Origin of the sequence: Pseudomonas sp. NEEL19, assembly GCF_028751975.1 — a bacterium.
Classification (GTDB): Bacteria; Pseudomonadota; Gammaproteobacteria; order Pseudomonadales; family Pseudomonadaceae; genus Aquipseudomonas; species Aquipseudomonas juntendi.
Genome location: NZ_CP081491.1, coordinates 63,261 through 88,677 on the forward strand (window position 1 = coordinate 63,261; position 25,417 = coordinate 88,677).

At 63.0% G+C, this 25,417-nt stretch carries 26 protein-coding genes and 1 pseudogene; 15 read left to right on the top strand and 12 right to left on the bottom strand.

The window, feature by feature from the left end; genetic code table 11:
- Window positions 1-10: 10 nt before the first annotated feature.
- Window positions 11-577: a cytochrome c oxidase assembly protein gene (locus tag K4A76_RS00310; protein ID WP_029886291.1), complete on the top strand. Its 567-nt coding sequence runs from the start codon at window positions 11-13 to the stop codon at window positions 575-577.
- Window positions 578-593: 16 nt separating this feature from the next.
- The gene (locus tag K4A76_RS00315) at window positions 594-1,481 is read left to right on the top strand and encodes a cytochrome c oxidase subunit 3 (protein WP_029886292.1); all 888 of its coding nucleotides are present in this window, start codon (window positions 594-596) and stop codon (window positions 1,479-1,481) included.
- A gap of 99 nt (window positions 1,482-1,580) precedes the next feature.
- Here K4A76_RS00315 and K4A76_RS00320 read toward each other — a convergent pair whose 3' ends face one another.
- Entirely contained in the window at window positions 1,581-1,784 is a 204-nt protein-coding gene (locus K4A76_RS00320) for a twin transmembrane helix small protein (protein WP_003258925.1), read from the bottom strand.
- A 51-nt stretch (window positions 1,785-1,835) separates the two neighbouring features.
- On the opposite strand from K4A76_RS00320, the gene K4A76_RS00325 reads away from it, so the two are divergent.
- The 5 genes from K4A76_RS00325 to K4A76_RS00345 are packed head-to-tail and all read left to right on the top strand — an operon-like array spanning window position 1,836 to window position 5,719.
- Window positions 1,836-2,573 (top strand): SURF1 family protein, encoded by a 738-nt coding sequence (locus tag K4A76_RS00325; protein ID WP_274411310.1) that lies wholly within the window; start codon window positions 1,836-1,838, stop codon window positions 2,571-2,573.
- The gene (locus K4A76_RS00330) at window positions 2,542-3,123 is read left to right on the top strand and encodes a hypothetical protein (RefSeq protein WP_274411311.1); all 582 of its coding nucleotides are present in this window, start codon (window positions 2,542-2,544) and stop codon (window positions 3,121-3,123) included. The genes K4A76_RS00325 and K4A76_RS00330 overlap by 32 nt, the downstream gene beginning before the upstream one ends.
- A 9-nt stretch (window positions 3,124-3,132) precedes the next feature.
- Window positions 3,133-4,212, top strand: a complete 1,080-nt coding sequence (locus tag K4A76_RS00335) for a COX15/CtaA family protein (RefSeq protein WP_274411312.1) — start codon at window positions 3,133-3,135, stop codon at window positions 4,210-4,212.
- A complete protein-coding gene (gene cyoE / locus K4A76_RS00340; RefSeq protein WP_029886295.1) occupies window positions 4,197-5,090 on the top strand; it encodes a heme o synthase in 894 nt (297 codons plus the stop codon). The genes K4A76_RS00335 and cyoE overlap by 16 nt, the downstream gene beginning before the upstream one ends.
- A complete protein-coding gene (locus K4A76_RS00345; RefSeq protein ID WP_144187325.1) occupies window positions 5,087-5,719 on the top strand; it encodes an SCO family protein in 633 nt (210 codons plus the stop codon). Before cyoE ends, K4A76_RS00345 begins: the two co-directional genes overlap by 4 nt.
- A 119-nt stretch (window positions 5,720-5,838) precedes the next feature.
- Here the strand turns inward: K4A76_RS00345 and K4A76_RS00350 are convergent, their stop codons facing one another.
- The 3 genes from K4A76_RS00350 to K4A76_RS00360 all read right to left on the bottom strand — a co-directional run bounded on the left by K4A76_RS00350 (window position 5,839) and on the right by K4A76_RS00360 (window position 8,355).
- Complete coding sequence (locus K4A76_RS00350) at window positions 5,839-6,612, bottom strand: MetQ/NlpA family ABC transporter substrate-binding protein (RefSeq protein ID WP_009683599.1); 774 nt, start codon at window positions 6,610-6,612, stop codon at window positions 5,839-5,841.
- A gap of 64 nt (window positions 6,613-6,676) precedes the next feature.
- Window positions 6,677-7,348 (bottom strand): methionine ABC transporter permease, encoded by a 672-nt coding sequence (locus K4A76_RS00355; protein ID WP_009683598.1) that lies wholly within the window; start codon window positions 7,346-7,348, stop codon window positions 6,677-6,679.
- The gene (locus K4A76_RS00360) at window positions 7,348-8,355 is read right to left on the bottom strand and encodes a methionine ABC transporter ATP-binding protein (RefSeq protein ID WP_274411313.1); all 1,008 of its coding nucleotides are present in this window, start codon (window positions 8,353-8,355) and stop codon (window positions 7,348-7,350) included. The genes K4A76_RS00355 and K4A76_RS00360 overlap by 1 nt, the downstream gene beginning before the upstream one ends.
- 199 nt (window positions 8,356-8,554) lie before the next feature.
- On the opposite strand from K4A76_RS00360, the gene katE reads away from it, so the two are divergent.
- Window positions 8,555-10,717, top strand: coding sequence for a catalase HPII (katE, locus tag K4A76_RS00365; RefSeq protein WP_232108589.1), 2,163 nt, complete (start codon window positions 8,555-8,557; stop codon window positions 10,715-10,717).
- Between the two features lie 155 nt (window positions 10,718-10,872).
- Here katE and K4A76_RS00370 read toward each other — a convergent pair whose 3' ends face one another.
- The 4 genes from K4A76_RS00370 to zur all read right to left on the bottom strand — a co-directional run bounded on the left by K4A76_RS00370 (window position 10,873) and on the right by zur (window position 13,737).
- On the bottom strand, window positions 10,873-11,580 hold the full coding sequence (locus K4A76_RS00370; RefSeq protein ID WP_054904498.1) for a PA5502 family lipoprotein: 708 nt from the start codon (window positions 11,578-11,580) through the stop codon (window positions 10,873-10,875).
- Between the two features lie 126 nt (window positions 11,581-11,706).
- Window positions 11,707-12,489: a zinc ABC transporter permease subunit ZnuB gene (znuB, locus tag K4A76_RS00375; RefSeq protein ID WP_009683594.1), complete on the bottom strand. Its 783-nt coding sequence runs from the start codon at window positions 12,487-12,489 to the stop codon at window positions 11,707-11,709.
- A complete protein-coding gene (gene znuC, locus K4A76_RS00380) occupies window positions 12,482-13,255 on the bottom strand; it encodes a zinc ABC transporter ATP-binding protein ZnuC (RefSeq protein WP_110679177.1) in 774 nt (257 codons plus the stop codon). Before znuC ends, znuB begins: the two co-directional genes overlap by 8 nt.
- Window positions 13,252-13,737: a zinc uptake transcriptional repressor Zur gene (gene zur / locus K4A76_RS00385; RefSeq protein WP_054911449.1), complete on the bottom strand. Its 486-nt coding sequence runs from the start codon at window positions 13,735-13,737 to the stop codon at window positions 13,252-13,254. Before zur ends, znuC begins: the two co-directional genes overlap by 4 nt.
- 18 nt (window positions 13,738-13,755) lie before the next feature.
- Between zur and K4A76_RS00390 the strand changes: the two genes are divergently transcribed.
- Complete coding sequence (locus K4A76_RS00390) at window positions 13,756-14,712, top strand: zinc ABC transporter substrate-binding protein (protein WP_274411314.1); 957 nt, start codon at window positions 13,756-13,758, stop codon at window positions 14,710-14,712.
- A 45-nt stretch (window positions 14,713-14,757) separates the two neighbouring features.
- On the opposite strand, the pseudogene K4A76_RS00395 reads toward K4A76_RS00390, so the two are convergent.
- From K4A76_RS00395 to K4A76_RS00405, 3 genes and pseudogenes are all read right to left on the bottom strand, one after another.
- Window positions 14,758-14,944, bottom strand: a pseudogene (locus tag K4A76_RS00395) (hypothetical protein).
- A gap of 447 nt (window positions 14,945-15,391) precedes the next feature.
- Complete coding sequence (locus K4A76_RS00400; RefSeq protein ID WP_009683590.1) at window positions 15,392-16,342, bottom strand: homoserine kinase; 951 nt, start codon at window positions 16,340-16,342, stop codon at window positions 15,392-15,394.
- 69 nt (window positions 16,343-16,411) lie between these two features.
- Window positions 16,412-16,699 carry a DUF2782 domain-containing protein gene (locus K4A76_RS00405; protein WP_009683589.1) on the bottom strand — a complete coding sequence of 96 codons (288 nt, stop codon included), beginning with the start codon at window positions 16,697-16,699 and terminating at the stop codon, window positions 16,412-16,414.
- 75 nt (window positions 16,700-16,774) lie between these two features.
- Here K4A76_RS00405 and polA point away from each other — a divergent pair, with 75 nt between their 5' ends.
- Window positions 16,775-19,522 (top strand): DNA polymerase I, encoded by a 2,748-nt coding sequence (gene polA / locus K4A76_RS00410; protein ID WP_274411315.1) that lies wholly within the window; start codon window positions 16,775-16,777, stop codon window positions 19,520-19,522.
- A gap of 336 nt (window positions 19,523-19,858) precedes the next feature.
- Here the strand turns inward: polA and yihA are convergent, their stop codons facing one another.
- A complete protein-coding gene (yihA, locus tag K4A76_RS00415) occupies window positions 19,859-20,491 on the bottom strand; it encodes a ribosome biogenesis GTP-binding protein YihA/YsxC (RefSeq protein WP_274411316.1) in 633 nt (210 codons plus the stop codon).
- A gap of 193 nt (window positions 20,492-20,684) precedes the next feature.
- On the opposite strand from yihA, the gene K4A76_RS00420 reads away from it, so the two are divergent.
- The 5 genes from K4A76_RS00420 (at window position 20,685) to K4A76_RS00440 (ending at window position 25,384) form a co-directional block, all read left to right on the top strand.
- Window positions 20,685-20,987 (top strand): c-type cytochrome, encoded by a 303-nt coding sequence (locus tag K4A76_RS00420; protein ID WP_029886304.1) that lies wholly within the window; start codon window positions 20,685-20,687, stop codon window positions 20,985-20,987.
- Window positions 20,988-21,018: 31 nt separating this feature from the next.
- A complete protein-coding gene (locus K4A76_RS00425; protein WP_009683585.1) occupies window positions 21,019-21,636 on the top strand; it encodes a c-type cytochrome in 618 nt (205 codons plus the stop codon).
- A gap of 204 nt (window positions 21,637-21,840) precedes the next feature.
- Window positions 21,841-22,476 (top strand): thiol:disulfide interchange protein DsbA, encoded by a 636-nt coding sequence (gene dsbA / locus K4A76_RS00430; RefSeq protein WP_054911447.1) that lies wholly within the window; start codon window positions 21,841-21,843, stop codon window positions 22,474-22,476.
- Window positions 22,477-22,488: 12 nt separating this feature from the next.
- Window positions 22,489-23,343 (top strand): endonuclease/exonuclease/phosphatase family protein, encoded by an 855-nt coding sequence (locus tag K4A76_RS00435; RefSeq protein WP_054904504.1) that lies wholly within the window; start codon window positions 22,489-22,491, stop codon window positions 23,341-23,343.
- A gap of 97 nt (window positions 23,344-23,440) precedes the next feature.
- Window positions 23,441-25,384, top strand: coding sequence for a GGDEF domain-containing protein (locus K4A76_RS00440; protein WP_274411317.1), 1,944 nt, complete (start codon window positions 23,441-23,443; stop codon window positions 25,382-25,384).
- Window positions 25,385-25,417 lie beyond the last annotated feature (33 nt).

Consider the following 25,417-nt stretch of genomic DNA (forward strand, 5'->3'; position numbering starts at 1 on the left):
GAGCGCCGCCATGACAGGCCTTTCGCTGAAGCGCCTGGTAACGCGCCTGCTGATGCTGACGGTGGTGATGTTCGCCTTCGGCTTTGCCCTGGTGCCGATCTACGACGTGATGTGCAAGGCCTTCGGCATCAATGGCAAGACCGGCGGGCAGTACGAGGGCAGCCAGGTCAGTGACCCCTCGCGGTCGGTCCGGGTGCAGTTCATGTCGACCAACGCCAGCGACATGGTCTGGGACTTCTACTCCAGCGCCGATCAGCTGGAGGTCCACCCTGGTGCGGTCAACCAGATGATCTTCATTGCCCATAACCCGACCGACCGGCCGATGAGTGCCCAGGCGATACCCAGCATTACCCCCGCCGAAGCCGCGGCGTACTTCCACAAGACCGAGTGCTTCTGCTTTACGCAGCAGGTGCTGCAACCCGGCCAACGCATCGAAATGCCGGTGCGCTTCATCGTCGACCGCGACCTGCCGGCCAGCGTGAAGCACCTGACGCTGGCCTACACCTTGTTCGACATCACCGCTCGCCACCCGCCGGTCGCTCAAGTTGCGGCCCAGGCCGTCCAGGGCGCCCGTTAAGGGAAGGAGAACAGCAATGGCAAGTCATGAGCATTACTATGTTCCGGCGCAGAGCAAGTGGCCGATCATCGCTACCCTCGGCATGTTCATCAGCGTGTTCGGCCTGGGTACCTGGTTCAACGACATGAAGGCCGGGCACCCGGAATCGCACGGGCCGTTGATTTTCTTCGTGGGTGCTCTGTTTCTGGCCTACATGTTGTTCGGCTGGTTCGGGGCGGTGGTCAAGGAAAGCCGTGCAGGGCTATACAGCGCGCAGCTGGACCGCTCTTTCCGCTGGGGCATGAGCTGGTTCATCTTCTCGGAAGTGATGTTTTTCCTGGCCTTCTTCGGCGCGCTGTTCTACGTGCGCGTGCTGGCGGGGCCGTGGCTGGGTGGCGAAGGGGCCAAGGGTGTTGCCCATATGCTCTGGCCCGGCTTCGAGTTCACCTGGCCGCTGTTGCACACGCCGGACCCGAAGCTGTTCCCGCCGCCCAAGGAAGTGATCGACCCGTGGCACCTGCCGCTGATCAATACCCTGTTGCTGGTCAGTTCCAGCGTGACCATCACCCTGGCCCACCATGCGTTGCGCCGCGACCACCGCGGGGCGCTGAAAGGCTGGATGGCGCTGACCATCGTGTTGGGCATCAGCTTCATCGCGCTGCAGGCCTTCGAGTACCACGAGGCCTATACCAAGCTGGGGCTGACGCTGGGCTCGGGCATTTATGGCGCTACGTTCTTCATGCTCACGGGTTTCCACGGCGCGCACGTGACCTTGGGCACGATCATCCTCATTGTGATGTTCGTGCGTATTCTGCGTGGTCACTTCAACCCGCAGAAACACTTCGGCTTCGAAGCGGCCAGCTGGTACTGGCACTTCGTGGATGTGGTGTGGGTGGGGCTTTTCATCTTTGTGTATGTGCTGTGACTAGCGAACCCTGTGGGAGCGGGCGCGCCCGCGAATGCGCCGGTGCATTCAACATCGCATTCGCGGGCGTGCCCGCTCCCACAGGGCGAGGTGAAAACGTCAGAAAGGGGCGTGAGATACGAGCTGACCACTGATGAAGCCCCAGGCGACCAGCCCTATGGTCAGCGCCGCCAGGGTCACCCGCACCGTCAGCGCTTTCAGCAGGCGGGTCGAGTTTTCATCATCTTTGACCAGAAACACCAGGCCACTGAACAGACTGGCGATCGTGGCCAACAGCATCAGGACAATCGCGGCCTTGAGCATGGCGCTACTCCCGGGGGGTGCGGTGATGTGGATAAGTATAGCGAGGCGCCCGTGAGGCCGTTTCGCCCAGGTTGGGTACCCACCTTGGTGGTACTTGCACTGCTACCGGGGCTGATCGCGCTTGGCTGCTGGCAACTCGGCCGGGCCGAGGAAAAGCGCGCATTGCTGGCCAGCTACGCCGAGCGACGTATCGAAGCGCCGCTGGCCACCAGCCAGTTGAATGGCAACGAAGACAACGCCATGCGCCGCGTGCACCTGTACGGCCGCTTCGACGCCGAGCACAGCGTGCTGCTGGACAACCGCATGCGCGACGGTCAGGCCGGTGTCGAATTGCTGCAACCCTTCCACGACCAGGCCAGCGGCCTGTGGCTGCTGGTCAATCGCGGCTGGCTTCCCTGGCCGGACCGCCGCATACCGGTGCACTTCGATACCCCCGCCCAGGCCTTGGCCCTCGACGCCTCGGTGTATGTGGTACCCGGCAACACGTTCCAGCTGCACCCGGACCCAGTCGGCGGCCAGTGGCCGCACCTGTTGACCGCCATCGACGCAGCGCAACTGTGGGCGCAGCTCGGGCGTGAGGGGTTCGCCCACGAACTGCGCCTGGAACCTGGCCCGGCAAGCTACCGCCTGGGCTGGCCCATCGTGGCCATGGGGCCGGAAAAACACATGGGTTACGCCGTGCAGTGGTTTGCCCTGGCGATCGCCCTGGTGCTGCTCTACCTCTATTTCGGCTGGCGCCAAAACAAGGAGAAAAGCCATGGCCACCGCCACTCCACTGGACGTGCCTGAACGTAGCAAACCCAAAGCCCGCGGGCGTTTGCAGCTGTTGCTGATTCTTCTGGTGGTGCTGGGCCCGATGGTCCTGGCCACCAGCATGTACAAACTCAACTTCTGGGTGCCGGAGGGCCGCAGTTACCACGGCGCCATGATCGGCAACGGTGAGAGCCGTGCCGACCTGGGCGTGGCCGGCGAGGACGGGCGCTGGCAGTTGCTGGTCAGCGCGCCGCAGGCCTGTGCCGAGGAATGCCAGCGGCTGGTGTACCTGGCCCGGCAGATCCAGGTCGGCCTGGGCCGTGATGCCAGCCGGGCCAGCCATGCGCTGGCCGCCGCCCTGCCGCTGAGCGCCGACTACCAGGCCCTGCTCGGGCGCGAATACCCGCAATTGCAACGCTACCCGCTGGATGCGCCGCGCTACCTCAAGCAGGTCGGCGAGGTTGCCCCGCAGCTGTGGATCGTCGATCCGCACGGCAACCTGGTGCTGCGCTACGGCGCCAAGGTCAACGGCAAGCATGTGCTGGATGACCTGCGCCATCTGCTCAAGCTGTCCAATATCGGCTAGGAGCCTGCCATGGCCAGACCCGGATTCCGCCTTGCTGTGTGCGCCACCCTGCTGGCACTGCTGGTCGTCCTGCTCGGTGCCTATACCCGCCTGACCCACGCCGGCCTCGGTTGCCCCGACTGGCCCGGTTGCTACGGTTTCATCAGCGTACCCAAAAGCGAAGCGCAGCTGGCCCATGCCGAACTGCACTTTCCCGAACACCCGGTAGAGGCGGCGAAAGGTTGGGCCGAAATGGTTCATCGTTACTTCGCGGGCAGCCTTGCCGTGGTCATCGCCTTGCTCGCCTTGCAGGCAGTGCGCCGGCACCACAGCGACGGGCAACCCTATCGCCTGCCTGTGCTGTTGCTGGGTGTGGTGCTGGCCCAGGCGGCGTTCGGCATGTGGACGGTCACCCTGAAACTTTGGCCGCAGGTCGTCACGGCCCACTTGCTGGGCGGCTTTACCACGCTGAGCCTGCTGTTCCTTTTAACCCTGCGGCTTTCGCGGGCCTTTGCGCCGTTGCCCAAATTGCCGCTCAGCCTGCGGCGGGTCGCTGCGCTGGCCTTGCTGGTGGTGATCGGGCAGATCGCCTTGGGTGGCTGGGTCAGTGCCAACTACGCAGCGGTTGCCTGCATCGACCTGCCCACCTGCCATGGCCAGTGGTGGCCGGCGGCGGACTTCAGCAATGGTTTCCACCTGACCCAGCACGTTGGCCCCAACTACCTGGGGGGGCAGCTGGACAGTGATGCGCGCACGGCCATCCATGTCAGCCACCGGCTGGGTGCGTTGGTGGTCACCTGCGTGCTGCTGATGCTCAGCTGGAAACTGCAGCGCTGTGGTTTGGGCGGACTGGCTCGGCTGGTGTTGCTGGCGCTGGCCGTGCAGGTGGGCCTGGGCATCAGCAATGTGCTGCTGCACCTGCCGCTGGCCATAGCGGTGGCGCACAACGCCGGTGGGGCTTTGCTGTTGCTGTGCATGGTGCTGGTGAACTACCGCATTCGGGTGGTCGACAAGGTACGCGTGGGTGTCGGCCAAGGCTGGCGCTTGCGGCCAGTGACCGGCGTTGGCGTTTCCCATCACATGAGGAACGAGTCGTGGCGACGCTTCTGAGCACCCAGCGGGCCAGCTGGCGCGATTACCTGGAGTTGACCAAGCCCAAGGTGGTCGTGCTGATGTTGATCACCTCGTTGGCGGGCATGTTCCTCGCTACCCGTGCGGGGGTGGGCTGGGGTGTGTTGTTGTTCGGCAACCTGGGTATCGGCCTGTGCGCGGGTGGCGCGGCAGTGGTCAACCATGTGGTCGACCGGCGCATCGATGCGCTGATGGCGCGTACCCGCAAGCGGCCGCTGGCCCAAGGCCGTGTCGAACCCTTGCCCGCCTTGCTGTTTGCCCTGGCGCTGGCGCTGCTGGGCATGGCCCTGTTGCTGATTTTCACCAATGCCCTCACTGCCTGGCTGACCCTGGCCTCGCTGCTTGGGTATGCGGTGCTCTACACCGGTTTTCTAAAGCGTGCCACGCCGCAGAATATCGTGATTGGCGGCCTGGCCGGCGCTGCCCCACCCCTTCTGGGCTGGGTCGCGGTCAGTGGCCAGGTCAGTGCCGAGCCGTTGCTGCTGGTGCTGATCATCTTCGCCTGGACCCCACCGCACTTCTGGGCCCTGGCCATCCACCGCAAGGAGGAGTACGCCAAGGCCGACATTCCGATGCTGCCGGTGACCCACGGTGAGCGCTACACCAAGCTGCACATCCTGCTGTACACCCTGATATTGCTGGCGGTGAGCCTGTTGCCCTACGCCATCCACATGAGCGGCCCGCTGTACCTGGCCTGTGCCCTGGCCCTGGGCCTGCGCTTCCTGCGATGGGCCTGGGTGTTGTACCGTGGCAGCCGGCCGCACGCAGCGATCGGCACCTTCAAGTACTCTATCGTGTACCTGTTTGCGCTGTTCATCGCGTTGCTTCTCGACCACTACCTGTTGCTGAACCTATGACCCGAACCCAGAAAACCGTCTTTGTCCTCGTTGCCCTGGTCGCGCTGATCATGGGCCTCACCGTCAACAAAGTGCTCAAGGGTCGCGACCAGCCCAACCCTGCCGAGCTGATCGATGCCGGTATCATCCTGTTGCCGCAAAGCCGCGCCGTGGCAGATGTAACCATGACCAACCAGGATGGCCAGCCGGTGCACCTGGATGAACTGAAAGGCAAGTGGTCCCTGCTGTTCTTTGGCTACACCTACTGCCCGGACATCTGCCCGACCACCCTGGCCCAATTGCGCCAGGTGAAGAGCGAGCTGCCCAAGGACGCCGTCGACCGTTTGCAAGTGGTGTTGGTGAGCGTCGACCCGAACCGCGACACGCCGAACCAGCTGAAGCAGTACCTGGGTTATTTCGACAAGGACTTCATTGGGGTGGCGGGGTCGATCGAAGATACCCAGAAGCTGGCCAATGCCCTGAGCATTCCATTCATTCCGGCAGATACCAGCAAGCCGGGCTACACCGTGGACCACAGCGGCAACCTGGCGGTGGTCGGGCCGGACGGGCGTCAGCGTGGGTTCATTCGGGCGCCGTTCAACAACCAGAAGCTGGTGGCGCAGTTGCCTGGGTTGGTCAAACGGGATTGATGGGGTATTGAAAGCTTCGCGGGCACGCCCGCTCCCACAGGGATATCACAAGGCCTGAGGCTAGCGATGTCCCTGTGGGAGCGGGCGTGCCCGCGCAGAAGCCAGCGCGATTGCGAGGCTTAAAACGCCGGAACCACAGCGCCTTTGTACTTCTCGGTAATGAACTGCTTCACCTCAGGCGAGTGCAGCGCCGTTGCCAGCTTTTTCATCGCGTCCGAGTCCTTGTTGTCCGGGCGGGCAACCAGGATGTTCACATAGGGCGAATCGCTGCCTTCGATGGCCAGGGCATCTTTCTCGGGGTTCAGCTTGGCTTCCAGCGCGTAGTTGGTGTTGATCAGCGCCGCGTCCACCTGGGTCAGCACACGCGGGATGGTGGCGGCTTCCAGTTCACGGAACTTGATGTTCTTCGGGTTCTCGGCAACGTCCTTCACGGTCGACAGGATGTTCTTGTTGTCCTTGAGCTTGATCACGCCGGCCTTGTCCAGCAGCAACAGGGCGCGGCCGCCGTTGGTGGCATCATTCGGGATGACCACGGTAGCCCCGGAAGGCAGTTCGTCCAGCTTCTTGATCTTGGTCGAGTACACGCCCAGCGGCTCGATGTGCACGCCTACCACGCTTACCAGGTCGGTGCCCTTGGCCTTGTTGAATTCATCCAGGTACGGCTGGTGCTGGAAGAAGTTGGCGTCCAGGCGCTTTTCCGCCACCTGCACGTTCGGCTGAATGTAGTCGGTGAACTCCTTGACCTTCAGTTCCACGCCCTCTTTGGCCAGCGCCGGTTTGACGAAGTTGAGGATTTCGGCATGTGGCACCGGGGTAGCGGCGACGGTCAGGGTTTCGGCAGCATTGGCCGAGAAGGCCGCGACAGCGGCGACAACAGCAAGCAGCTTCTTCATTGATCACTCCTTGTGAGGGCCGCGACGGCCCCCGAACGGGTCGGCCAGGCCGACCCCATTGGGGTTACTTACGGGAAAAATGTACGACCAGTTTGTCGCCCACGCTTTGCAGCACTTGCACCAGTACCAGCAGCAGTACCACGGTGACCACCATCACGTCGGTCTGGAAACGCTGGTAACCGAAGCGGATCGCCAGGTCGCCGAGGCCACCGGCACCGACTACACCGGCCATGGCGGTGTACGAAACCAGGGTGATGGCGGTGACGGTGATGGCCGCGAAGATACCCGGACGGGCCTCAGGCAGCAGCGCGCTGGTGATGATCTGGCGGGTGGTGGCGCCCATCGACTGGGTCGCCTCGATGATGCCGCGGTCCACTTCCCGCAGGGCAGTTTCCACCAGCCGCGCGAAGAACGGCGTGGCACCCACCACCAACGGTGGAATGGCGCCGGCGACACCCAGCGAGGTGCCGGTGATCAGCACCGTGATCGGGATCATCACGATCAGCAGGATGATGAACGGCAGCGAGCGCAGAATGTTCACCACCAGCGACAGCAGCGCATACACGCCCTTCTGTTCGAACATCTGCTTCGGGCCGCAGAGGAACAGCAGCACGCCCAAGGGCAAGCCGAGCAGCACGGTGAAGAACAGCGAGCCGAACAGCATGATCATGGTATCGACGGTGGCCAGCCAGATTTCGGCCCAATCGACGTTGGCAAAGAAATTCAGGGCGTCCATCAACGCAGTACCTCCATATGTACGTCAGCTGCCTTGAAGTGGGCGAACGCCGCTTCCATGTCACCGCCGATCAGGGCGAGGGTGAGCTGGCCATAGGGGATATCCTTGATGCGGTCGATACGCCCGGCAAGGATGCTGTAGTCCACACCGGTTTCACGGGCCACGGTGCCCAGCAGCGGTGCGTAGGTGGCATCGCCCTGGAAGGTCAGGCGCACGATGCGGCCCGGGACGTGGGCGAAATCGTCGCGTTGCTCGCCTTCGTCGACCTGCTCGTCCTCCTGGACGAAGCGCTTGGTAGTGGCGTGCTGCGGGTGCAGGAATACCTCGGCCACCGAGCCCTGCTCGACGATCTGGCCTGCATCCATCACCGCCACGCGGTCGCAGACCCGGCGGATCACGTCCATTTCGTGGGTGATCAGCACGATGGTCAGCTTCAGCTCACGGTTGATTTCGGCGAGCAATTGCAGGACCGAAGCCGTGGTTTGCGGGTCGAGGGCGCTGGTGGCCTCGTCGCACAGCAGGATCTTGGGGTTGGTAGACAGGGCGCGGGCGATACCGACGCGTTGCTTCTGGCCGCCCGACAACTGCGCCGGGTACTTTTTGGCGTGGTCCGAGAGCCCGACGCGGGCCAGCAGTTCGGTGACGCGCTTGTCGATTTCGCCGCGCGACAGCTCGCCGGCCAGGGTCAGTGGCAGTGCCACGTTGTCGGCGACGGTTTTGGAAGCCAGCAGGTTGAAGTGCTGGAAAATCATCCCGACCTGCTGGCGGAAGCCGCGCAGCTGGCTGGCGTTGAACGCGGTAACGTCTTGGCCATCGACGATGATCTTGCCGCCCGAAGGCTCTTCAAGGCGGTTGATCAAACGCAGCATGGTGCTCTTGCCGGCGCCGGAGTGGCCGATAAGACCGAACACCTGGCCATCTTCGATGGTCAGGCTGGTCGGATTCAATGCGGGGATTTCCCTACCGGCAACGCGGTAGGTCTTGTGTACCTGTTGGAACTCGATCACGTAGCGAACCTTGTGGGGCGCATGGAAATTGGGTCAGCGGTTAGCTGGGGTGGCGCATTTTAGCCTTTTCCCCTGGCTGTTCTTAGCATTTATTTCGTCAGGCACCAATCCTTCGGGCATATGGCGACAATCGGTAAACCTGATTGAACGCTCGCCGCTCCCCTCTAGTCACTACCAGAACAAGCCCGAACGGGCATGCCTGAAGACTGACGAGGAGAGCCGACCCATGCCCAGCAAGAAAACGGACGCGCCCAAGCACAGTGAGGCCGCCGGCACCCAGACCCCTGACCGGGCCAACACCAATGCCAAGCTGCAGAGCCTGGAGCCGTTCCGTAGCGATGCTACCGGCCAGGCGCTGCGCACCAACCAAGGGGTGAAGATCGCCGACAATCAGAACAGCCTGAAGGCGGGTGCGCGCGGCCCTTCGCTGCTTGAAGACTTCATCATGCGCGAGAAGATCACCCATTTCGACCATGAGCGTATCCCGGAGCGTATCGTGCACGCCCGCGGTACCGGGGCGCACGGGTATTTTCAGAGCTATGGCTGCCATGCCGAACTGACCAAGGCGGGTTTCCTGCAAGACCCGGAAAAGATCACCCCGGTGTTCGTGCGCTTTTCCACTGTGCAGGGGCCACGCGGCTCGGGTGACACGGTGCGTGATGTGCGCGGCTTTGCCGTAAAGTTCTACACCGATGAAGGCAATTTCGACTTGGTTGGCAACAACATGCCGGTTTTCTTCATCCAGGACGCGATCAAGTTCCCGGATTTCGTGCATGCCGTGAAGCCTGAGCCGCACAACGAAATGCCGACCGGTGGCTCGGCCCATGACACGTTCTGGGATTTCGTTTCGCTGGTGCCCGAATCGGCGCACATGGTGATCTGGGCGATGTCCGACCGCGCCATTCCCCGTAGCCTGCGCATGATGGAAGGCTTTGGTGTACATACCTTCCGCCTGATCAACGCCGAAGGCGTGGCCAGCTTCGTCAAGTTTCACTGGAAACCGCGCCAGGGCGTGCATTCGGTGCTGTGGGACGAGGCGCAGAAACTGGCCGGCAAAGACACCGACTACCACCGCCGCGACCTGTGGGAAGCTATCGAGACCGGTGACTACCCAGAGTGGGAATTGGGCGTGCAGATCGTGCCCGAGGCAGACGAGCACAAGTTCGACTTCGACCTGCTCGACCCTACCAAGCTCATCCCTGAAGAGTTGGTGCCCGTGACGCTGCTGGGCAAGATGGTGCTCAACCGCAACCCGGACAACTTCTTCGCCGAAACCGAGCAGGTGGCGTTCTGCCCGGGCCATATCGTGCCCGGTATCGACTTCACCAACGATCCGCTGCTGCAGGGCCGGCTGTTCTCGTACACCGATACGCAGATCAGCCGCCTGGGTGGGCCGAACTTCCATGAAATCCCGATCAACCGGCCGGTGGCGCCCAATCACAGTGGCCAGCGCGACGCCATGCACCGCATGACCATCGACAAGGGCCGTGCTTCGTATGAGCCCAACTCCATCGATGGCGGCTGGCCGAAGGAAACCCCACCTGCTGCGCAGGATGGCGGCTTCGAGAGCTACCAGGAGCGCATCGATGCGCACAAGATCCGCCAGCGCAGCGATTCGTTTGGCGACCACTTCTCGCAGGCGCGGCTGTTCTTCCAGAGCATGAGCCCTACCGAGCAACAGCACATCATCAAGGCCTACAGCTTCGAGCTGGGCAAGGTGGAGCGTGAAAGCATTCGCCAGCGGGAAGTGAATGAGATTCTTGCCAATATCGACCTGAAACTGGCGGCGGCTGTCGCGGCGAACCTGGGGCTGCCCGCACCCAAGCAGGGTACGGTCCAGGTGAAAGGCAGCAAGCTGGCACAGTCCAAGGCGTTGAGCCAAATGAACCACCCTGGTTCGGTAGGCATCAAAGGCCGCAAGATTGCAGTGCTGGTGGCCGATGGCGTGGACGCGGCCAGTGTCGACAAGCTGGTGAAAGCGCTGGAGGCCCACAGTGCACGGCCCATGCTGCTGGGGCCGACGTCGGCGCCGGTGAAGGCGGCCGACGGCAAACAGCTACCGGTGGATGCGTCGATGGAAGGTATGCCGTCGGTCATGTTCGACGGGGTTGTGGTGCCGGCGGGCAAGGCCTCTACCGATGCGCTGGCGGCCAGCGGCTTGGCCAAGCACTTCCTGCTGGAAGGCTATAAGCACCTCAAGGCGATGGTGCTGACCAAAGACCTGGTCAGCGGCCTGGGGCTTAAAGAGGACAAGGGCCTGCTGGTGGGGGATGACCAGAAAGTGATGGATGCCTTCGTCAAGGCGGTAGAAGGGCATCGGGTTTGGGAGCGGGAGGCTGCTGCGGAGGCTGTGCCGGCCTAATACCAGCCAGTTAAGTAATTTGGGGCCGCTTTGCGGCCCTTCGCGGGCACGCCCGCTCCCACACATTTGGCGCTGAACTCAAGAAATGCGCGATCCCCTGTGGGAGCGGGCGTGCCCGCGAAGGGCTGCAAAGCAGCCCCAGCGCCCCAGCGTTTTCAGCGCTGATGCGGCACCAGAACCACCTGCGCCGGCAGCGAGCGCTGAATTTCATGCTTCTGCTTCAGCTCAAACCCGCTGTCGATCTTGCGCACGCGCTTCTCCAGCAAGGTTTTCAGCCAGGGCGCGTCGTGGGTGCGCGGCACTTGGAACACCACTTCACAGTCATAGCTCACCACGTCTGCCGCAATGTCATCCAGTTGGCGGCGCATGGCGCGGCTGTCGGTGGTTTTCAGGGCCACCACGGTGCTGGGTGCGGTGGGGTCGATGATCAGCGCCTTGGGCTTGGCCTCGGCGGCCTTCAGCGCCGCTTCGGCTTTGGCCAGCTCGGCCTTGCGCGCCTGGCTCACGGCGTCGCCCCCGGTCACCGCAGGGGCTTGCGGCATCAGCGCCCGGGCACGGGCCAAGGCCGTTGCAGCGGCATTCACGTCGCCTTTTTGCAGCACGATCTGGCTACGCTGCAGGTAGGCTTCGGCCAGTTGGCGCTGGTACTGCTCCAGGCGTGCGTCGTCGGGCGCCTGGGCCTGCAGGGCAGCCAGCTGGTCTTCGGCGGTGGCCAGCTCGTTGCTGGCGATGTTTTGTTGCAACTGCTGCCAGGCATCGGCTTGGGCAGGTGCGGTGGCCTGTTCCACCGGCGCACTGGAACAGGCAGCCAGGAACAGTGAAAACGCGGCAACAAGCAGATAACGGGAGGCGAACGGCTTCATTCCTGCGATTCTCTATTTGCGCAAAAAGCGAGCAAGTCTACACCCAGGTGCGCACGCTCGAAAACAGGTCTTACAGACCCTTTACCCGGGAAAAGGTTGCAAGGCGTGCCTGAGCACGCCTTGTAATCAGCGCTTTGGCAGGGCCAGGCTCAGCAAGAATAGCACCGCTGCACAGACCACGATCGACGGCCCGGCGGGGGTGTCCTTGAACCAGGACATGGCCAGGCCACCACAGACCGCGGTGATGCCCAGCAGGCTGGCACCCAGCGCCATCTGCTCGGGCGAGCGGGCGTGGCGCTGCGCCGCAGCAGCGGGGATGATCAGCAGCGAGGTGATCAGCAGCACGCCGACGATCTTCATGGCCACGGCGATCACCACTGCGATCAGCAGCATCAGCGCCAGGCGCAGGCCGGCTACGGGGAGGCCTTCGACCATGGCCAGTTCCTCATGCACGGTAACCGCCAACAGCGGCCGCCAGAGCACGCCCAGCAACAGCAGCACCAGCGCACTGCCGCCGAGGATCCAGGCAAGGTCGGTGGTGCTGATGGCCAGCAGGTCGCCGAACAGGTAGGCCATCAGGTCGATACGCACATCGTGCATGAAGCTGAGCACCACCAGGCCCAGTGACAAGGTGCTGGGGGCGAGGATGCCGAGCAGGGTGTCGGAGGCCAGCGGCTGGCGTTGCTGCAAGGTCACCAGCAGCACCGCCAGCAACAGGCAGCCAACGGTGACGGCCAGGGCCGGGCTTACATCCAGGGCGAAACCCATGGCCACGCCCAGCAATGCGGCATGGGACAGGGTGTCGCCGAAATACGCCATGCGCCGCCACACCACGAAAGAGCCGAGCGGGCCCGCGACAACGGCCAGGGACAGGCCTGCAAGCAAGGCGTAAAGAAGAAAATCAGCCATGCTTGCAGTGCTCTCCGTGAACGTGGGGGCTGGGGGCGACCACCGACCCATGCAGGTCGTGGCTGTGGTCGTGATGGTGGTGATAAACAGCCAGGCTAGGTGCGTTCTGCCCGAACAGTTCGACAAAGGCTGGGTCGTTGCTGACCTGTTCCGGGTGACCCGAGCAGCAGACATGGCGGTTCAGGCACACCACCTGGTCGGTGGCGCTCATGACCAGGTGCAGGTCGTGCGACACCATCAACACGCCGCAACCATGGCGGTCGCGCAGCCGGGTGATGAGGTTGTACAGCTCGGTCTGGCCGACCACATCCACCCCTTGCACCGGCTCGTCGAGTACCAGCAACTGCGGCGCACGCAACAAGGCACGCGCCAGCAGGACGCGCTGCATCTCGCCACCGGAGATGGTCTGGATCGGGCTGTCGATAACCTGTTCGGCGCCCACTTCCTGCAGGGCCGATACGGCTGCTGCCCGGTCTACCCCCGGCACCAGGCGCAGGAAACGCAGCACGGAAAGCGGCAGGGTGGCATCGACCTGGATTTTTTGCGGCATGTAGCCGATACGCAGCCTGGGCTTGCGCCATACCGTGCCGCGGTGCGGCTTGAGCAGCCCGAGCACGGCGCGCACCAAGGTGGTCTTGCCCGCGCCATTGGGGCCTATCAGGGTGACGATCTGGCGGGGCGCCACCGACAGGTCGATGCTGTCGAGCACTGCCTCGCCGCCATAGCTGACGCCCACCTGTTCCAGGCGGATCAGGGCATCGCTCATGCCGCGCTCCGGCAATTGCCGCACAGGCCGACCACTTCCACGGTTTGGGTCTCGACCGTGAAGCCCACGCCCTTGGCGCTGTCGATGATGGCCTCGCTGATGCTGTGTTGCTCCAGCTCGATGGCGACGTGGCATGCACGGCAGATCAGGAACTGGCCTTGATGCACGTGCTCGGGGTGGCTGCAGCCGATGAACGCGTTGAGCGAGGCAATGCGGTGCACCAGGCCGTTTTCCAGCAGGAAGTCCAGTGCGCGGTACACCGTGGGCGGTGCAGCGCGGCGGCCGTCCTGCTCGCTGAGCACGGCAAGGATGTCGTAGGCACCCAGCGGCTTGTGGCTTTGCCATACCAGCTCCAGCACCCGGCGGCGCAGCGCGGTCAGGCGCAGGCCCTGGCGGGTGCACAAGGCATCAGCTTCAGCCAGTGCGCTATGCACGCAATGGGAGTGATCATGGGGACGGTTGGCCAGCGGCGTGATGGACATGGGCAGCGACGATTCTGTATGGAGACGTTATTATGTTACCCGTTTCTCACGACTCGAGTATTCACCGTGTCCAGATTTCTAGTCCTTTTTGTCGCATTCATCGCCTGTTCTGCCCAGGCCGATGTCCGTGTGCTGACCAGCATCAAGCCGCTGCAACAGATTGCCGCTGCCGTGCAGGAGGGTGTTGGCAGCCCTGAGGTATTGCTGCCGCCAGGTGCTTCGCCGCACCACTATGCCCTGCGCCCATCCGACGTACGGCGGGTGGGCGATGCCGACCTGCTGTACTGGATCGGCCCGGACATGGAGAGCTTCCTGCCACGCGTATTGGGCAGTCGCAGCAAGGCAACCGTGGCCGTGCAGTCGCTGCCAGGCATGAAGCTGCGCCACTTTGGCGAAGACAGCCATTCCCATGAGGAAGCGGACCACGATGAGCATGACCATGACCACCGCCCAGGTAGCCTGGATGCGCACCTGTGGCTATCGTCGGTCAACGCGCGGGTAATCGCGGGGAAAATGGCTGCGGACCTGGCCCAGGCCGATCCCGCCAATGCGGCGCGCTACCAGCACAACCTGAAGGTCTTTTCAAACCGTATGGATGCGCTGGATGAGCGAATCAAAGCGCGGGTGGCGGGTATCGCTGGCAAGCCGTACTTCGTGTTCCACGAGGCGTTCGACTACTTCGAGGCGGAATATGGCCTGAAGCACACTGGCGTGTTCAGCGTGGCGTCCGAGGTGCAGCCGGGGGCTCAGCATGTAGCCGCCATGCGCAAGCGCCTGCAGGAAGTGGGCAAGACCTGTGTGTTCAGCGAGCCGCCACTGCGCCCGCGCCTGGCCGAGACCCTGACTGCCGGCCTGCCGGTGCGTCTGGCCGAGCTGGACGCGCTGGGTGGTACTGACCCGGTGGATGGCAAGGGCTATGAGCGTTTGCTGGAGAAGCTGGGTGGCGACTTGGCTGGGTGCCTGGAGCAGTTGTAATCCGGGTTTGCCTTGAATCCTGCACCCCGCCAAGCACCTCCAGCCTCACACCTTCTTCTGGGGATCAGTCGGCGACTCGCTCCCATCGAGTATCGCCTCCACTAACCCCTCCGCCATCTCAATGGAGTGCAGGCTCGACCAATACATTCGTGGCCTGCATCGAGCGGCCAAAGCGGCGAGTAGATGTGCAGGGTAAAGGTGGATCGGGGACAATTTTTAGCCATCGGAAAATGCTCCTCAGTGCCGCCACCCATCACTACCACGTGAATGGGTGGCGGCTGTACGCGAGGTGGTAGACCCGGGCATTTTCCAATCCAGGCAGGCTCGAAAGCCTCCCACGCACAGCCGCCATAGACTGTCATGGAACAAATGCATCCGGGCTACCACACCCGATCGTCAAGTTATTCGGCGATGGATGAAGCCTAGAGACACTGGTTCCCACTGAGAAGGTGATGGCAGGGGACGCGGATCGTAGGATATTTCCGCAAGCTGGACAGCCATTCGAGACAAAATCAGAAAAACCTGAAGCCGCGCACGTCCGTTGTAGGAGCGGCCTTGTGTCGCGAAAGGGCCGCAGAGCGGCCCCAGGATCTCAGCGTAGCAGCAGAAATTGCCGGGGCCGCTTTGCGGCCCTATCGCGACACAAGGCCGCTCCTACAAAGAGCAATTTCGGCTGGGTTCAGAGGGCGAACGGCAAATGCAACGCCACCTGCTGGCGCTGCGCCAAACGCACTTCGAACTCGCTCGGGTCATGGATCATCACATCCATCCCGGCAAACGATTCTGCCGCAATCAGCCGCGACAGCCAGAAGCGCACGCAGCCTACCCGCAACATCTCAGGCCACAGCTCGGCCTCGGCAGCGGTGAACGGCCGCAGTGCGGCATAGGCCGCCAGCAGCGCCTGGGCACGCGGCATGTCGATTGCGCCCTGCTCATCCAGGCACCAATCGTTCACGGTGATGGCGATGTCATACAGCATCGGCCCGGAGCAGGCGTTGTAGAAGTCGATCACGCCAGTCAGGTGGGTGCCCTCGAACATCACGTTGTCGCGGAACAGGTCGGCATGCAGGTTGGCCCGCGGCAGCGCCAGGATCTGCGCCTTGTGCGCGTTGATTTCGTTCAGGGCCGGTTGCAGCAGCGCGGCTTGCTCGGCAGTCAGGCGTGGCAGCAGCTCGGCGCCTGAAGCCAGCATCCAGTCCAGGCCACGGTCGGTGCGGCGCTCGATGATGCGGCCGCGGGTGGCCAGGTGTATATGCGCCAGCAGCTCACCCACCTGGGCGCAGTGCTGCGCGTTGGGCGCCTTGATGTGCTTGCCTGACAGCCTTGGCTGCAGCAGCGCCGGCTTGCCGCACAGCTCGCGCAGGCCGTTGCCGTCGCGGTCACGAACGGCATAGGGCACCGGCATGTCGGCTGCGTGCAGGGTGTCGAGCAGCTCGATGAAGAACGGCATGTCCTCGCTGGGCCCGCGTTCGATCAATGTCAGCACGAACTCCCCCTGTTCGAGGCTGACGAAGAAATTGCTGTTCTCGGTGCCGGCGGCTATGCCCTGGAAGTCGAGCAGGCGGCCCAGCGCGTACGGTGCCAGAAAGGTTTCCAGCTCAGGCCGGGTCACGGGGGTGAAGACTGACATGATGAAAAATTGCCCATACGGGCACTTCCGCCGGGAAGTGCCGGGTTGATGTGAACGGTGCGCGTCAGATTACCACTCGAAGATCTTCCAGGACGGAATCAGCATGTCCGGCTGGTCGGATCGAATGAAGTTGGCATCGGTGCCATCGGCGCGTACCAGGAAATAAGGCTTGCCGTTTTTCGGTGTGATCTTGATCGCATACAGGAAGCCGTTCTGCCGGTATTCCTGGATGGTCTTGTCGCCTTCCGTGCGAATGGTCACCTCGGGATCGGCCGAGGGGGCGTCTTCCGCCGCCAGGGTGACGACCGGCGTGGTTGCCAACAGGCCGAGCAGTAACAGGCGATTGAGTGTACGCATGATAACCTAGTCCCTTTGTCGTCAATGATTCTGGCTATTCTAGCGCCGGACCCGTCGAAAAGGTTGATTCTGCTCATGAGCCAAGCGCCCCTCGTCCTGGTGGACGGTTCCTCCTACCTGTACCGCGCCTTTCACGCGCTGCCGCCGCTGACCACGTCCAAGGGCATGCCGACCGGTGCGGTGAAGGGTGTGCTGAACATGCTCAAGAGCCTGCGCAAGCAATACCCGGATAGCCTCTTTGCCGTGGTGTTCGACGCCAAGGGTGGCACGTTCCGTGACGCCATGTTCGCCGAATACAAGGCCAACCGGCCGAGCATGCCCGACGACCTGCGGGTGCAGATCGAGCCGCTGCACGCCAGCGTCAAGGCCCTTGGCTACCCGCTGCTGTGCGTGGAAGGGGTCGAGGCCGACGACGTGATCGGCACCCTGGCGCGCAGCAGCGCCGCGTTGGGCCGCCCGGTCATCATCTCGACCGGTGACAAGGACATGGCGCAGCTGGTGGATGGCCACATTACCTTGGTCAACACCATGACCGGTAGCGTGCTGGACGTGGCGGGCGTGCATGAGAAGTTTGGCGTCGGCCCGGAGCACATCATCGACTTCCTGGCCCTGATGGGCGACAAGGTCGACAACATCCCCGGTGTGCCCGGTGTGGGCGAGAAAACCGCCGTGGGCCTGCTGACCGGTATTGGTGGCGGCCTCAGCGACCTTTACGCCAACCTCGACAAGGTGCCGGCACTGGCCATTCGCGGTGCCAAGACCCTGCCGGCCAAGCTGGAAGAGCACCGCGACGCGGCCTTCCTGTCGTATGAGCTGGCTACCATCAAGGTCGACGTGCCGCTGGATGTCGAGGTCGAGGCGCTGGTATGCGGCGAGCCTGACCGCGATGCGCTGCTGGCGCTGTACACCGAGATGGAGTTCAAGAGCTGGGTTGCCGACGTGCAGCGGGAGGCTGCCAGGGTGGGTGATGACGTTGCGCCGGTCGCGGAGCCGGTGGCCAAGGTCGAGCCGAAGTACGAAACCATCCTCGACCAGGCACGCTTCGATGCCTGGCTGGAGAAGCTGCGCCAGGCGCCGCTGTTCGCGTTCGACACCGAAACCACCGGCCTGGACGCCCAGAAGGCCCAATTGGTCGGCCTGTCGTTCGCGGTGGCGCCCCATGAAGCGGCCTACGTTCCGCTGGCCCACGACTACGAGGGCGCGCCGGCCCAGCTGGACCGCGACGCCGTGCTGCTGGCCTTGAAGCCCCTGCTGGAAGACCCGGTCAAGGCCAAGGTCGGGCAGAATGCCAAATACGATATCAACATCCTTGCCAACGGCTCGCCCGCCATCGCCATGCGCGGTGTTGCCTATGACACCATGCTCGAGTCCTACGTGCTGAACTCCACGGCCACCCGGCATGACATGGACAGCCTGGCGCAAAAGTATCTGGACCACACTACTATCGCCTTCGAGGATATCGCCGGCAAGGGCGCCAAGCAGCTTACGTTCAACCAGATCGACCTGGACAAGGCGGGCCCCTACGCTGCCGAAGACGCTGACATCACCCTGCGCCTGCACCATGCGTTGCAGGCCCGCCTGGCCCAGACCCCAAGCCTGCAGCCGGTGCTGATGGACATCGAGATGCCGCTGGTGCCGGTACTGGCCAAGATCGAACGCCAGGGCGCACTGGTCGATGCAGCCCTGCTGCACGTCCAGAGCGGTGAGCTGGGTGAGAAAATGGCCGAACTGGAACGGCGCGCCTACGAGCTGGCAGGCGAGGAGTTCAACCTGGGCTCGCCCAAGCAACTGGGGGCGATCCTGTACGACAAGCTGGGCATGCCGGTGCTGAGCAAGACCGCCAAAGGTCAGCCGTCTACGGCCGAAGCGGTGCTCGACGAGCTGGCGGAGCTGGGTTACCCACTGCCTGAAGTACTGATGCAGTACCGCAGCCTGAGCAAGCTCAAGAGCACTTACACCGACAAGCTGCCGGGGCAGATCAACCCGCGTACCGGGCGTATTCACACCTCTTACCAGCAAGCGGTGGCGGCGACTGGCCGGCTGTCGTCCAGCGACCCGAACCTGCAGAACATCCCGATCCGTACCGCCGAGGGCCGCCGAATCCGCCAGGCGTTCATCGCCAGCCCAGGCTACAAGCTGCTGGCGGCCGACTACTCGCAGATCGAGTTGCGCATCATGGCCCACCTGGCCAAGGACGAAGGCTTGCTGCACGCCTTCCGCAACGACCTGGACGTGCACCGTGCCACGGCGGCGGAGGTCTTTGGTGTAGCCCTGGAAAACGTCACCGTCGATCAGCGTCGCAAAGCCAAGGCCATCAACTTCGGCCTGATCTACGGCATGAGCGCATTTGGCCTGGCCAAGCAGATCGGCGTCGACCGCAAGCAGTCGCAGGACTATATCGACCGCTACTTCGCCCGCTACCCCGGGGTGCTGGCCTACATGGAGCGCACCCGTACCCAGGCTGCCGAGCAAGGTTTCGTCGAAACCCTGTTTGGCCGCCGCCTCTACCTGCCAGACATCAATGCCAAGAACCCGGCCCTGCGCAAAGGCGCCGAGCGTACGGCCATCAACGCGCCTATGCAGGGTACCGCCGCCGACATCATCAAGCGCGCCATGGTCAACGTGGATAACTGGCTGAGCGAGAGCGGCCTGGACGCGCGGGTGATCCTGCAGGTTCACGACGAACTGGTGCTTGAGGTGCGCGAGGACCTGGTTGAACAGGCCAAAGATGAAATTCGCCAGCACATGAGCAAGGCGGCGCAGCTGGATGTGCCGCTGCTGGTAGAAGCAGGAATTGGTGCGAACTGGGACGAAGCTCACTGATTGAGCCGTAAAAGCTGTGTAGGATCTGCGACGTGGTGACGCGGATCCTGGCAGCGCTGGCGCGCGCGGGGCTGGGCTTTCATGAAACTATCGCAAATAGTTTTCAGGGCTTCGGAACTAAACCAGTGAAGCGGAACTCAGAGTAACTGAATGGCTGGTGAAGCCTTTCGATGCTCCTATGTTGTGTTAAGTGTTGGCAGATATCTGGACCCCGCCCTAGCGGTCCGGACTTGGACCCCGAACTTCCCCCTCCCCATACGAAGTCCGGGGTTTTTTTTTGCCCGCAATTTGGCCTGAGCCTGGGCGAAGCCCAGGCCATGCTCCGCGCTGCAGGCCTCAGGCCACTGGCTTGTCTTCCAGCTCCATCCAGCCCGCCAGCACCCGATAGGCCTCTTCCACGCCCAGGCGCTTGGGCGCCGAGAACAGCTGGATGGTGACGCCGTCGCTCCAGCCCTTGCGAATTTCCGATTGCACCTTCAACAAGGTGTTCTTGCCCGCGCCGTGGGTCAGCTTGTCGGCCTTGGTCAGCAGGATGTGCATCGGCATGCCGCTGGCCTTGGCCCAGTCGAGCATCATCTTGTCGAAATCGGTCATGGGGTGGCGCACGTCCATCATCAGGATGATGCCGCGCAGGCACTCACGGCTGCCCAAATAAGCTTCCAGGTGCTTCTGCCAGTGCTGCTTGAGCGGAATCGGCACCTTGGCATAACCGTAACCTGGCAGGTCGACCAAACGCCGTTCATCGTCCAGACTGAAGAAATTCAACAGCTGGGTGCGCCCGGGGGTTTTCGAGGTGCGCGCCAGGCTGGCGTGAGTCAGGGTGTTGAGGGCGCTGGATTTGCCGGCGTTGGAACGGCCCGCAAAGGCCACCTCGTAGCCCTGATCGTCCGGGCATTGTTCGACCTTGGCTGCGCTGAGGGCGAATTTGGCTTTCTGGCAGAGGCCGAGGATGGGGTTCTTGACTTGCATGGGATATCCGATGTGGGTGTTGCCAAAGCCTAGGCCGGCAAGCGGTGTCGTTTCCGTTTGGCTGACAGAAGTATATAATGCCCCAGTTTTTGTGTGCCCATTCTCCCAGCGAAGGGGAACGGGCATGGGGTGCCGAACTATAGCTTGCGCATCAGAACGCAGCGCGTCCCCCAACCCTGTCAGGTCGTTTCGCCTGGCGAAATGGCTGCTAGCTGTCGGTATGTTCCTGCCGTATTTCAGCGCACAGGCTACACAGGATGCCGAGGTGTTGTACAACCGCACGTGTGCGGCTTGCCACACCGGGCAATTGCCCCAGGCACCCAGGCAGGGTGACCGGGCAGCCTGGGAGCCAAGGCTGGCGCAAGGTATGGATGTACTCGTCCGGCATGTGACCCAGGGTTTCAAGGCTATGCCGCCGCGTGGATTGTGCATGGACTGCAGTGCCGAGGACTACCGTTTGGTCATCCTTTGGATGAGTGGCAGTCCCGATACATAACATTTCACCCTTAGCCGTGTTGGATTAGCTGATGAACAAACTAGTCGTGAGTCTGCTGTTGACCCTGGGTGTCGCAGGTGCGGCCACTGCTGCGCAACCTATCAAAGGCGATGCCGCTGCCGGCCAGGCCAAGACGGCCGTCTGTGGCGCCTGCCACAACCCCGACGGCAACAGCCTGGCACCCAACTTCCCGAAACTGGCTGGCCAGGGCCAGCGCTACCTGGAAAAACAACTGCACGACATCAAGTCGGGCAAACGTACCGTGCTGGAAATGACCGGCATGCTGGCTGCTTTCAATGACCAGGACCTGGCCGATATCGCCGCCTACTTCGCCAGCCAGAAAGGCAGCGTGGGGGCTGCCGACCCCAAACTGGTCGAGCGCGGTCGCGCGCTGTTCAACGGCGGCGACCTGGAAAAAGGCATGCCCGCCTGCACCGGCTGCCACTCGCCCAATGGCGCGGGTATCGCCCTGGCCGGTTTCCCGCACTTGAGTGGGCAGCATGCCCAGTATGTGACCAAGCAGTTGACCGACTTCCGTGAAGGCAACCGCACCAACGACGGCGATGCCATGACCATGCGCACCATTGCCGGCAAGCTGAGCAACCACGATATCGAGGCATTGGCCAGCTATATCCAGGGCCTGCACTGACTGGCGGCGCGGTCCTGCAGGTGCTGCTCATGCCTTCAGGGGCCTGGCATTAACTTTCAGTTAATGTTGCAGGCCAATGATGAAAGGGTGGCTGGGCTACCCTTTTTTCAGTGCGTAGCCGGTACACTACAGAACTCAAGCCCTTCCCGGCCTGTCTCAAGGCAGGTCGCGTAGTGGCGACCCATGATTGCTCAGGAGTAAAGCATGCGTAAACTGATTCTCAGCGCTGCGCTGGTCGCCGCCAGCGTATTCGGTATGACTGCGGTGCAGGCCGCAGAGCCCGCCACTGCCGGCAAGCAATATATCGAGCTGAGCAACCCTGTTCCGGTTTCCGTGCCTGGCAAGATCGAAGTGGTTGAGCTGTTCTGGTACGGCTGCCCTCACTGCTACCATTTCGAGCCGACGCTCAACCCTTGGGTCGAAAAACTGCCCAAGGATGTCAACTTCAAGCGCGTACCGGCCATGTTCGGTGGCCCATGGGATGCCCACGGCCAGATGTTCCTGACCCTCGAAGCCATGGGCGTTGAGCAGAAGGTGCACGCGGCGGTGTTCGATGCTATCCAGAACCAGCGCAAGCGCCTGACTGACCCGCAAGACATGGCGGACTTCCTCGCCACCCAGGGCGTGGACAAGGACAAGTTCCTCGCCACCTTCAACTCGTTTGCCATCAAGGGCCAGATCAACCAGGCCAAGGAACTGGCGAAGAAGTACGAAATCACTGGCGTACCGAGCATGGTCGTCGACGGCAAGTACCGCTTCGACCTGGGTACCGCAGGTGGGCCCGAAGGCGTGCTGGAGGTCGCCGACCAACTGATCGCCAAGGAGCGCGCCGCTAAGTAAGCGGCGTATCCCATGCCCCGCTTCAGAGCTACGCGTGGCATTGGCCTGCACCAGCCGCAGGTCAACGAGCATCACCTGCAGGCACCCGGCCTGCCGGACGATGGTCGCCTGCGGCTGCTCAGCTTCAACATTCAGGTCGGCATCAGCACCGAACGTTATCGGCATTACCTGACCCGTAGCTGGCAGCACCTGCTGCCGCATAACGGGCGCGCCGGCAACTTGCAGAAGATCGGCAAGCTGTTGAGCGACTTCGACCTGGTGGCCCTGCAGGAGGCCGATGGTGGCAGCCTGCGTTCCGGGTTCGTGAACCAGGTCGAGCATCTGGCCCAGTTGGGTGCCTTCCCCTACTGGTACCAACAGCTCAACCGCAACCTTGGGCGTTTTGCCCAGCACAGCAACGGCGTGCTCAGCCGCCTGAAGCCGCAATTGCTCGAAGACCACCCGTTACCGGGCCCCGCCGGACGCGGGGCAATTCTGGTGCGGTTCGGCGAAGGCGAGGATGCGCTGATCGTGGTGATGATGCACCTGGCCCTCGGCGCCAAGACCCGCGCGCTGCAGTTGGGCTATATCCGCGAGCTGATTGGCGGCTACCGCCACCAGGTGCTGATGGGCGACATGAACACCCACGCCACCGACCTGCTCGAGCACTCGCCCCTGCGTGACCTGGGCCTGGTGGCCCCGCAGGTCGAAGCTACCTTCCCCAGTTGGCGACCCCAGCGTTGCCTGGACCACATTCTGCTCAGTTCCAGCCTTACACTGGAGCGTGTCGAGGTGTTGGCCCAGCCTATTTCCGACCACCTTCCGGTGGCGGTAGAGATCCGATTGCCTGATGCATTGACTGTGGATACGCTGCCGGCCTTGAGCTGAATCAGCCAAGGCGTCGCACGCCCTCAAGTGTTGGGCGTGCGCGCCGACAGCGTGTAATCAGACAGCCCCAGATGTATCACCCGTCGCGGATCCAGGCATGACCGAAGAAGCCGAGCGCTGGAAAGAAAAATACCTCAAAGCCATCGAGCAGCAAGAAAAGCTCGAACGTCGTTGGGACGCCCGTCTCGACTTGCTGCGCCGTGGCCTGGTGCGCAGTACCCTGGCTGCCGAAGGCAGTGACAAGGTGGTCGACGCGTGCATGAAAGAGATGCGCGAGGTCATTCGCAGCGACAACATGGATGCTGGCCTTGCCGGGCTGATTCCGCGCCTGGAGAAGGCGGTGCTGGATTCGGAACAGCGCCGCGAAAACCGCATGAACCAGGTAGGCGATGCTCTGGCTGCACTGGTGGGCCAATTACAGAACCTGCCGCTGCCTGGTGATATTGCCCGGCCGCTGAAAAAGCTGGCGAAGAAGCTCGATGGGGGCGTTACCCAGTCACGCGACCTGCCGCCATTGCTGGGTGAGCTGAGCGGTTTGCAGGGGCGTGCGCTGGCCGCCTTGGGCAAGCCGGGTGAAGAAACCCGCCCTGGTTTTCTGCAGCGGTTGTTCGGCAGCCGCGATGACGATGCCCAAGGGGAGCCGGCGCTTGTGCCCGAAGCGGTGCCGGATGCCCAGGCTCCACCGCACGCAGCGCCACCCAGCACCGACGCCGACCCGCATGTTGATATCGATGCATTGCAACCGTTGCCAGCACCTGCTGCACCGGCCGCCGAGCTGCCCGCAGCGCCCGAGCCAGAGCCAACGCAAGAAGCAGCTGGCCCGGCGCTGATCGAAGCGGCCGAAATACCCGCATCGCCAGGGCCGCAGCCAGGTGAAGGGCCGGCCGCCGAACACGGGGTCAGCCAGCCGCTGCCCGCGCCTGCACCGTTAGCGGAGCTTGAGCCAACGTTCGGCGAAGACGGCCCTTATGCCCTCCCCGACGCGGTGGAGCCGCCGTACAGTCAGGTCGCTGCACACATCGAGCAAACCTTGCTCGGCCTGCTCGACGACCTCAGCCTGCCGGAGCGGCACAAGGCCCAGGCACTGGAAATGCGTGCACGGGTGGCCCGCGGCCTGAACTGGTATGAGCTGATCCCGGTACTGGACGACCTTGCAGTGCTGATGCTAGCGATCACCGACAGTGGGCAGCATGAATTTGAAACCTACTTGCAGGAGCTCAACGAGCGCCTGGAAGGGTTCCAGAGCCATCTGCATGAAGCCAGCGCCGGCCATGCCGACAACAGCAGTGCCGCCCGCGCGCTGGACACCCAGTTGCGCGAGCACGTAGACGGGTTGCAGAGCAGCGTGCAAGGTGCCGCCGATGTCGACAGCCTCAAGCACATCCTGGAGAACCGCCTGGAAGGCTTGTTGGTGACCATGGACGAGCACAAGCACGAGCGTGATCGCCGCGAGCAGGAACTGGCCAACCGCCTGCAGGGGTTGTCGGAGCGTGTGGCAAGCATGGAGCACGAGGCACTCGGTTACCGTGAACACCTGGAAGAGCAGCGGCAAAAGGCCCTGCTCGACCCGCTCACCGGTCTGCCCAACCGGGCGGCCTGGAGCGAGCGGGTGGAACGGGAAATGCTCGAATGGCAGGCCCAGGGCGGCCATCTGGCAATGGCGATCCTCGATCTGGACCATTTCAAGCGCATCAATGACAGCTATGGGCACCTGGCTGGGGACAAAGTGCTGAAGATCGTTGCCGACCAGTTGCGCAAGTGCTTGCGCGGCCGTGACTTCATAGCCCGGTTCGGTGGCGAAGAGTTTGTCCTGTTGCTGCCGCAGACGGCCCCGCCGGCGGCTGCGCAAGCCGCTGAACTGCTGCGGGCGACCATCGAAGCCTGCCCGTTCCACTTCAAGGGTGAACGGGTGGTGATCACCACCTCCATCGGGTTGGCGGCGTTCCGCGCTGGCGAGCGCGCAGACCAGGTGCTCAAGCGCGCCGACACCGCGTTGTATCGGGCCAAGGAACTCGGGCGCAATCGCGTGGAACAAAACTGATGGGCAGCCGCTGACTCGCGGCAAACATTGCTG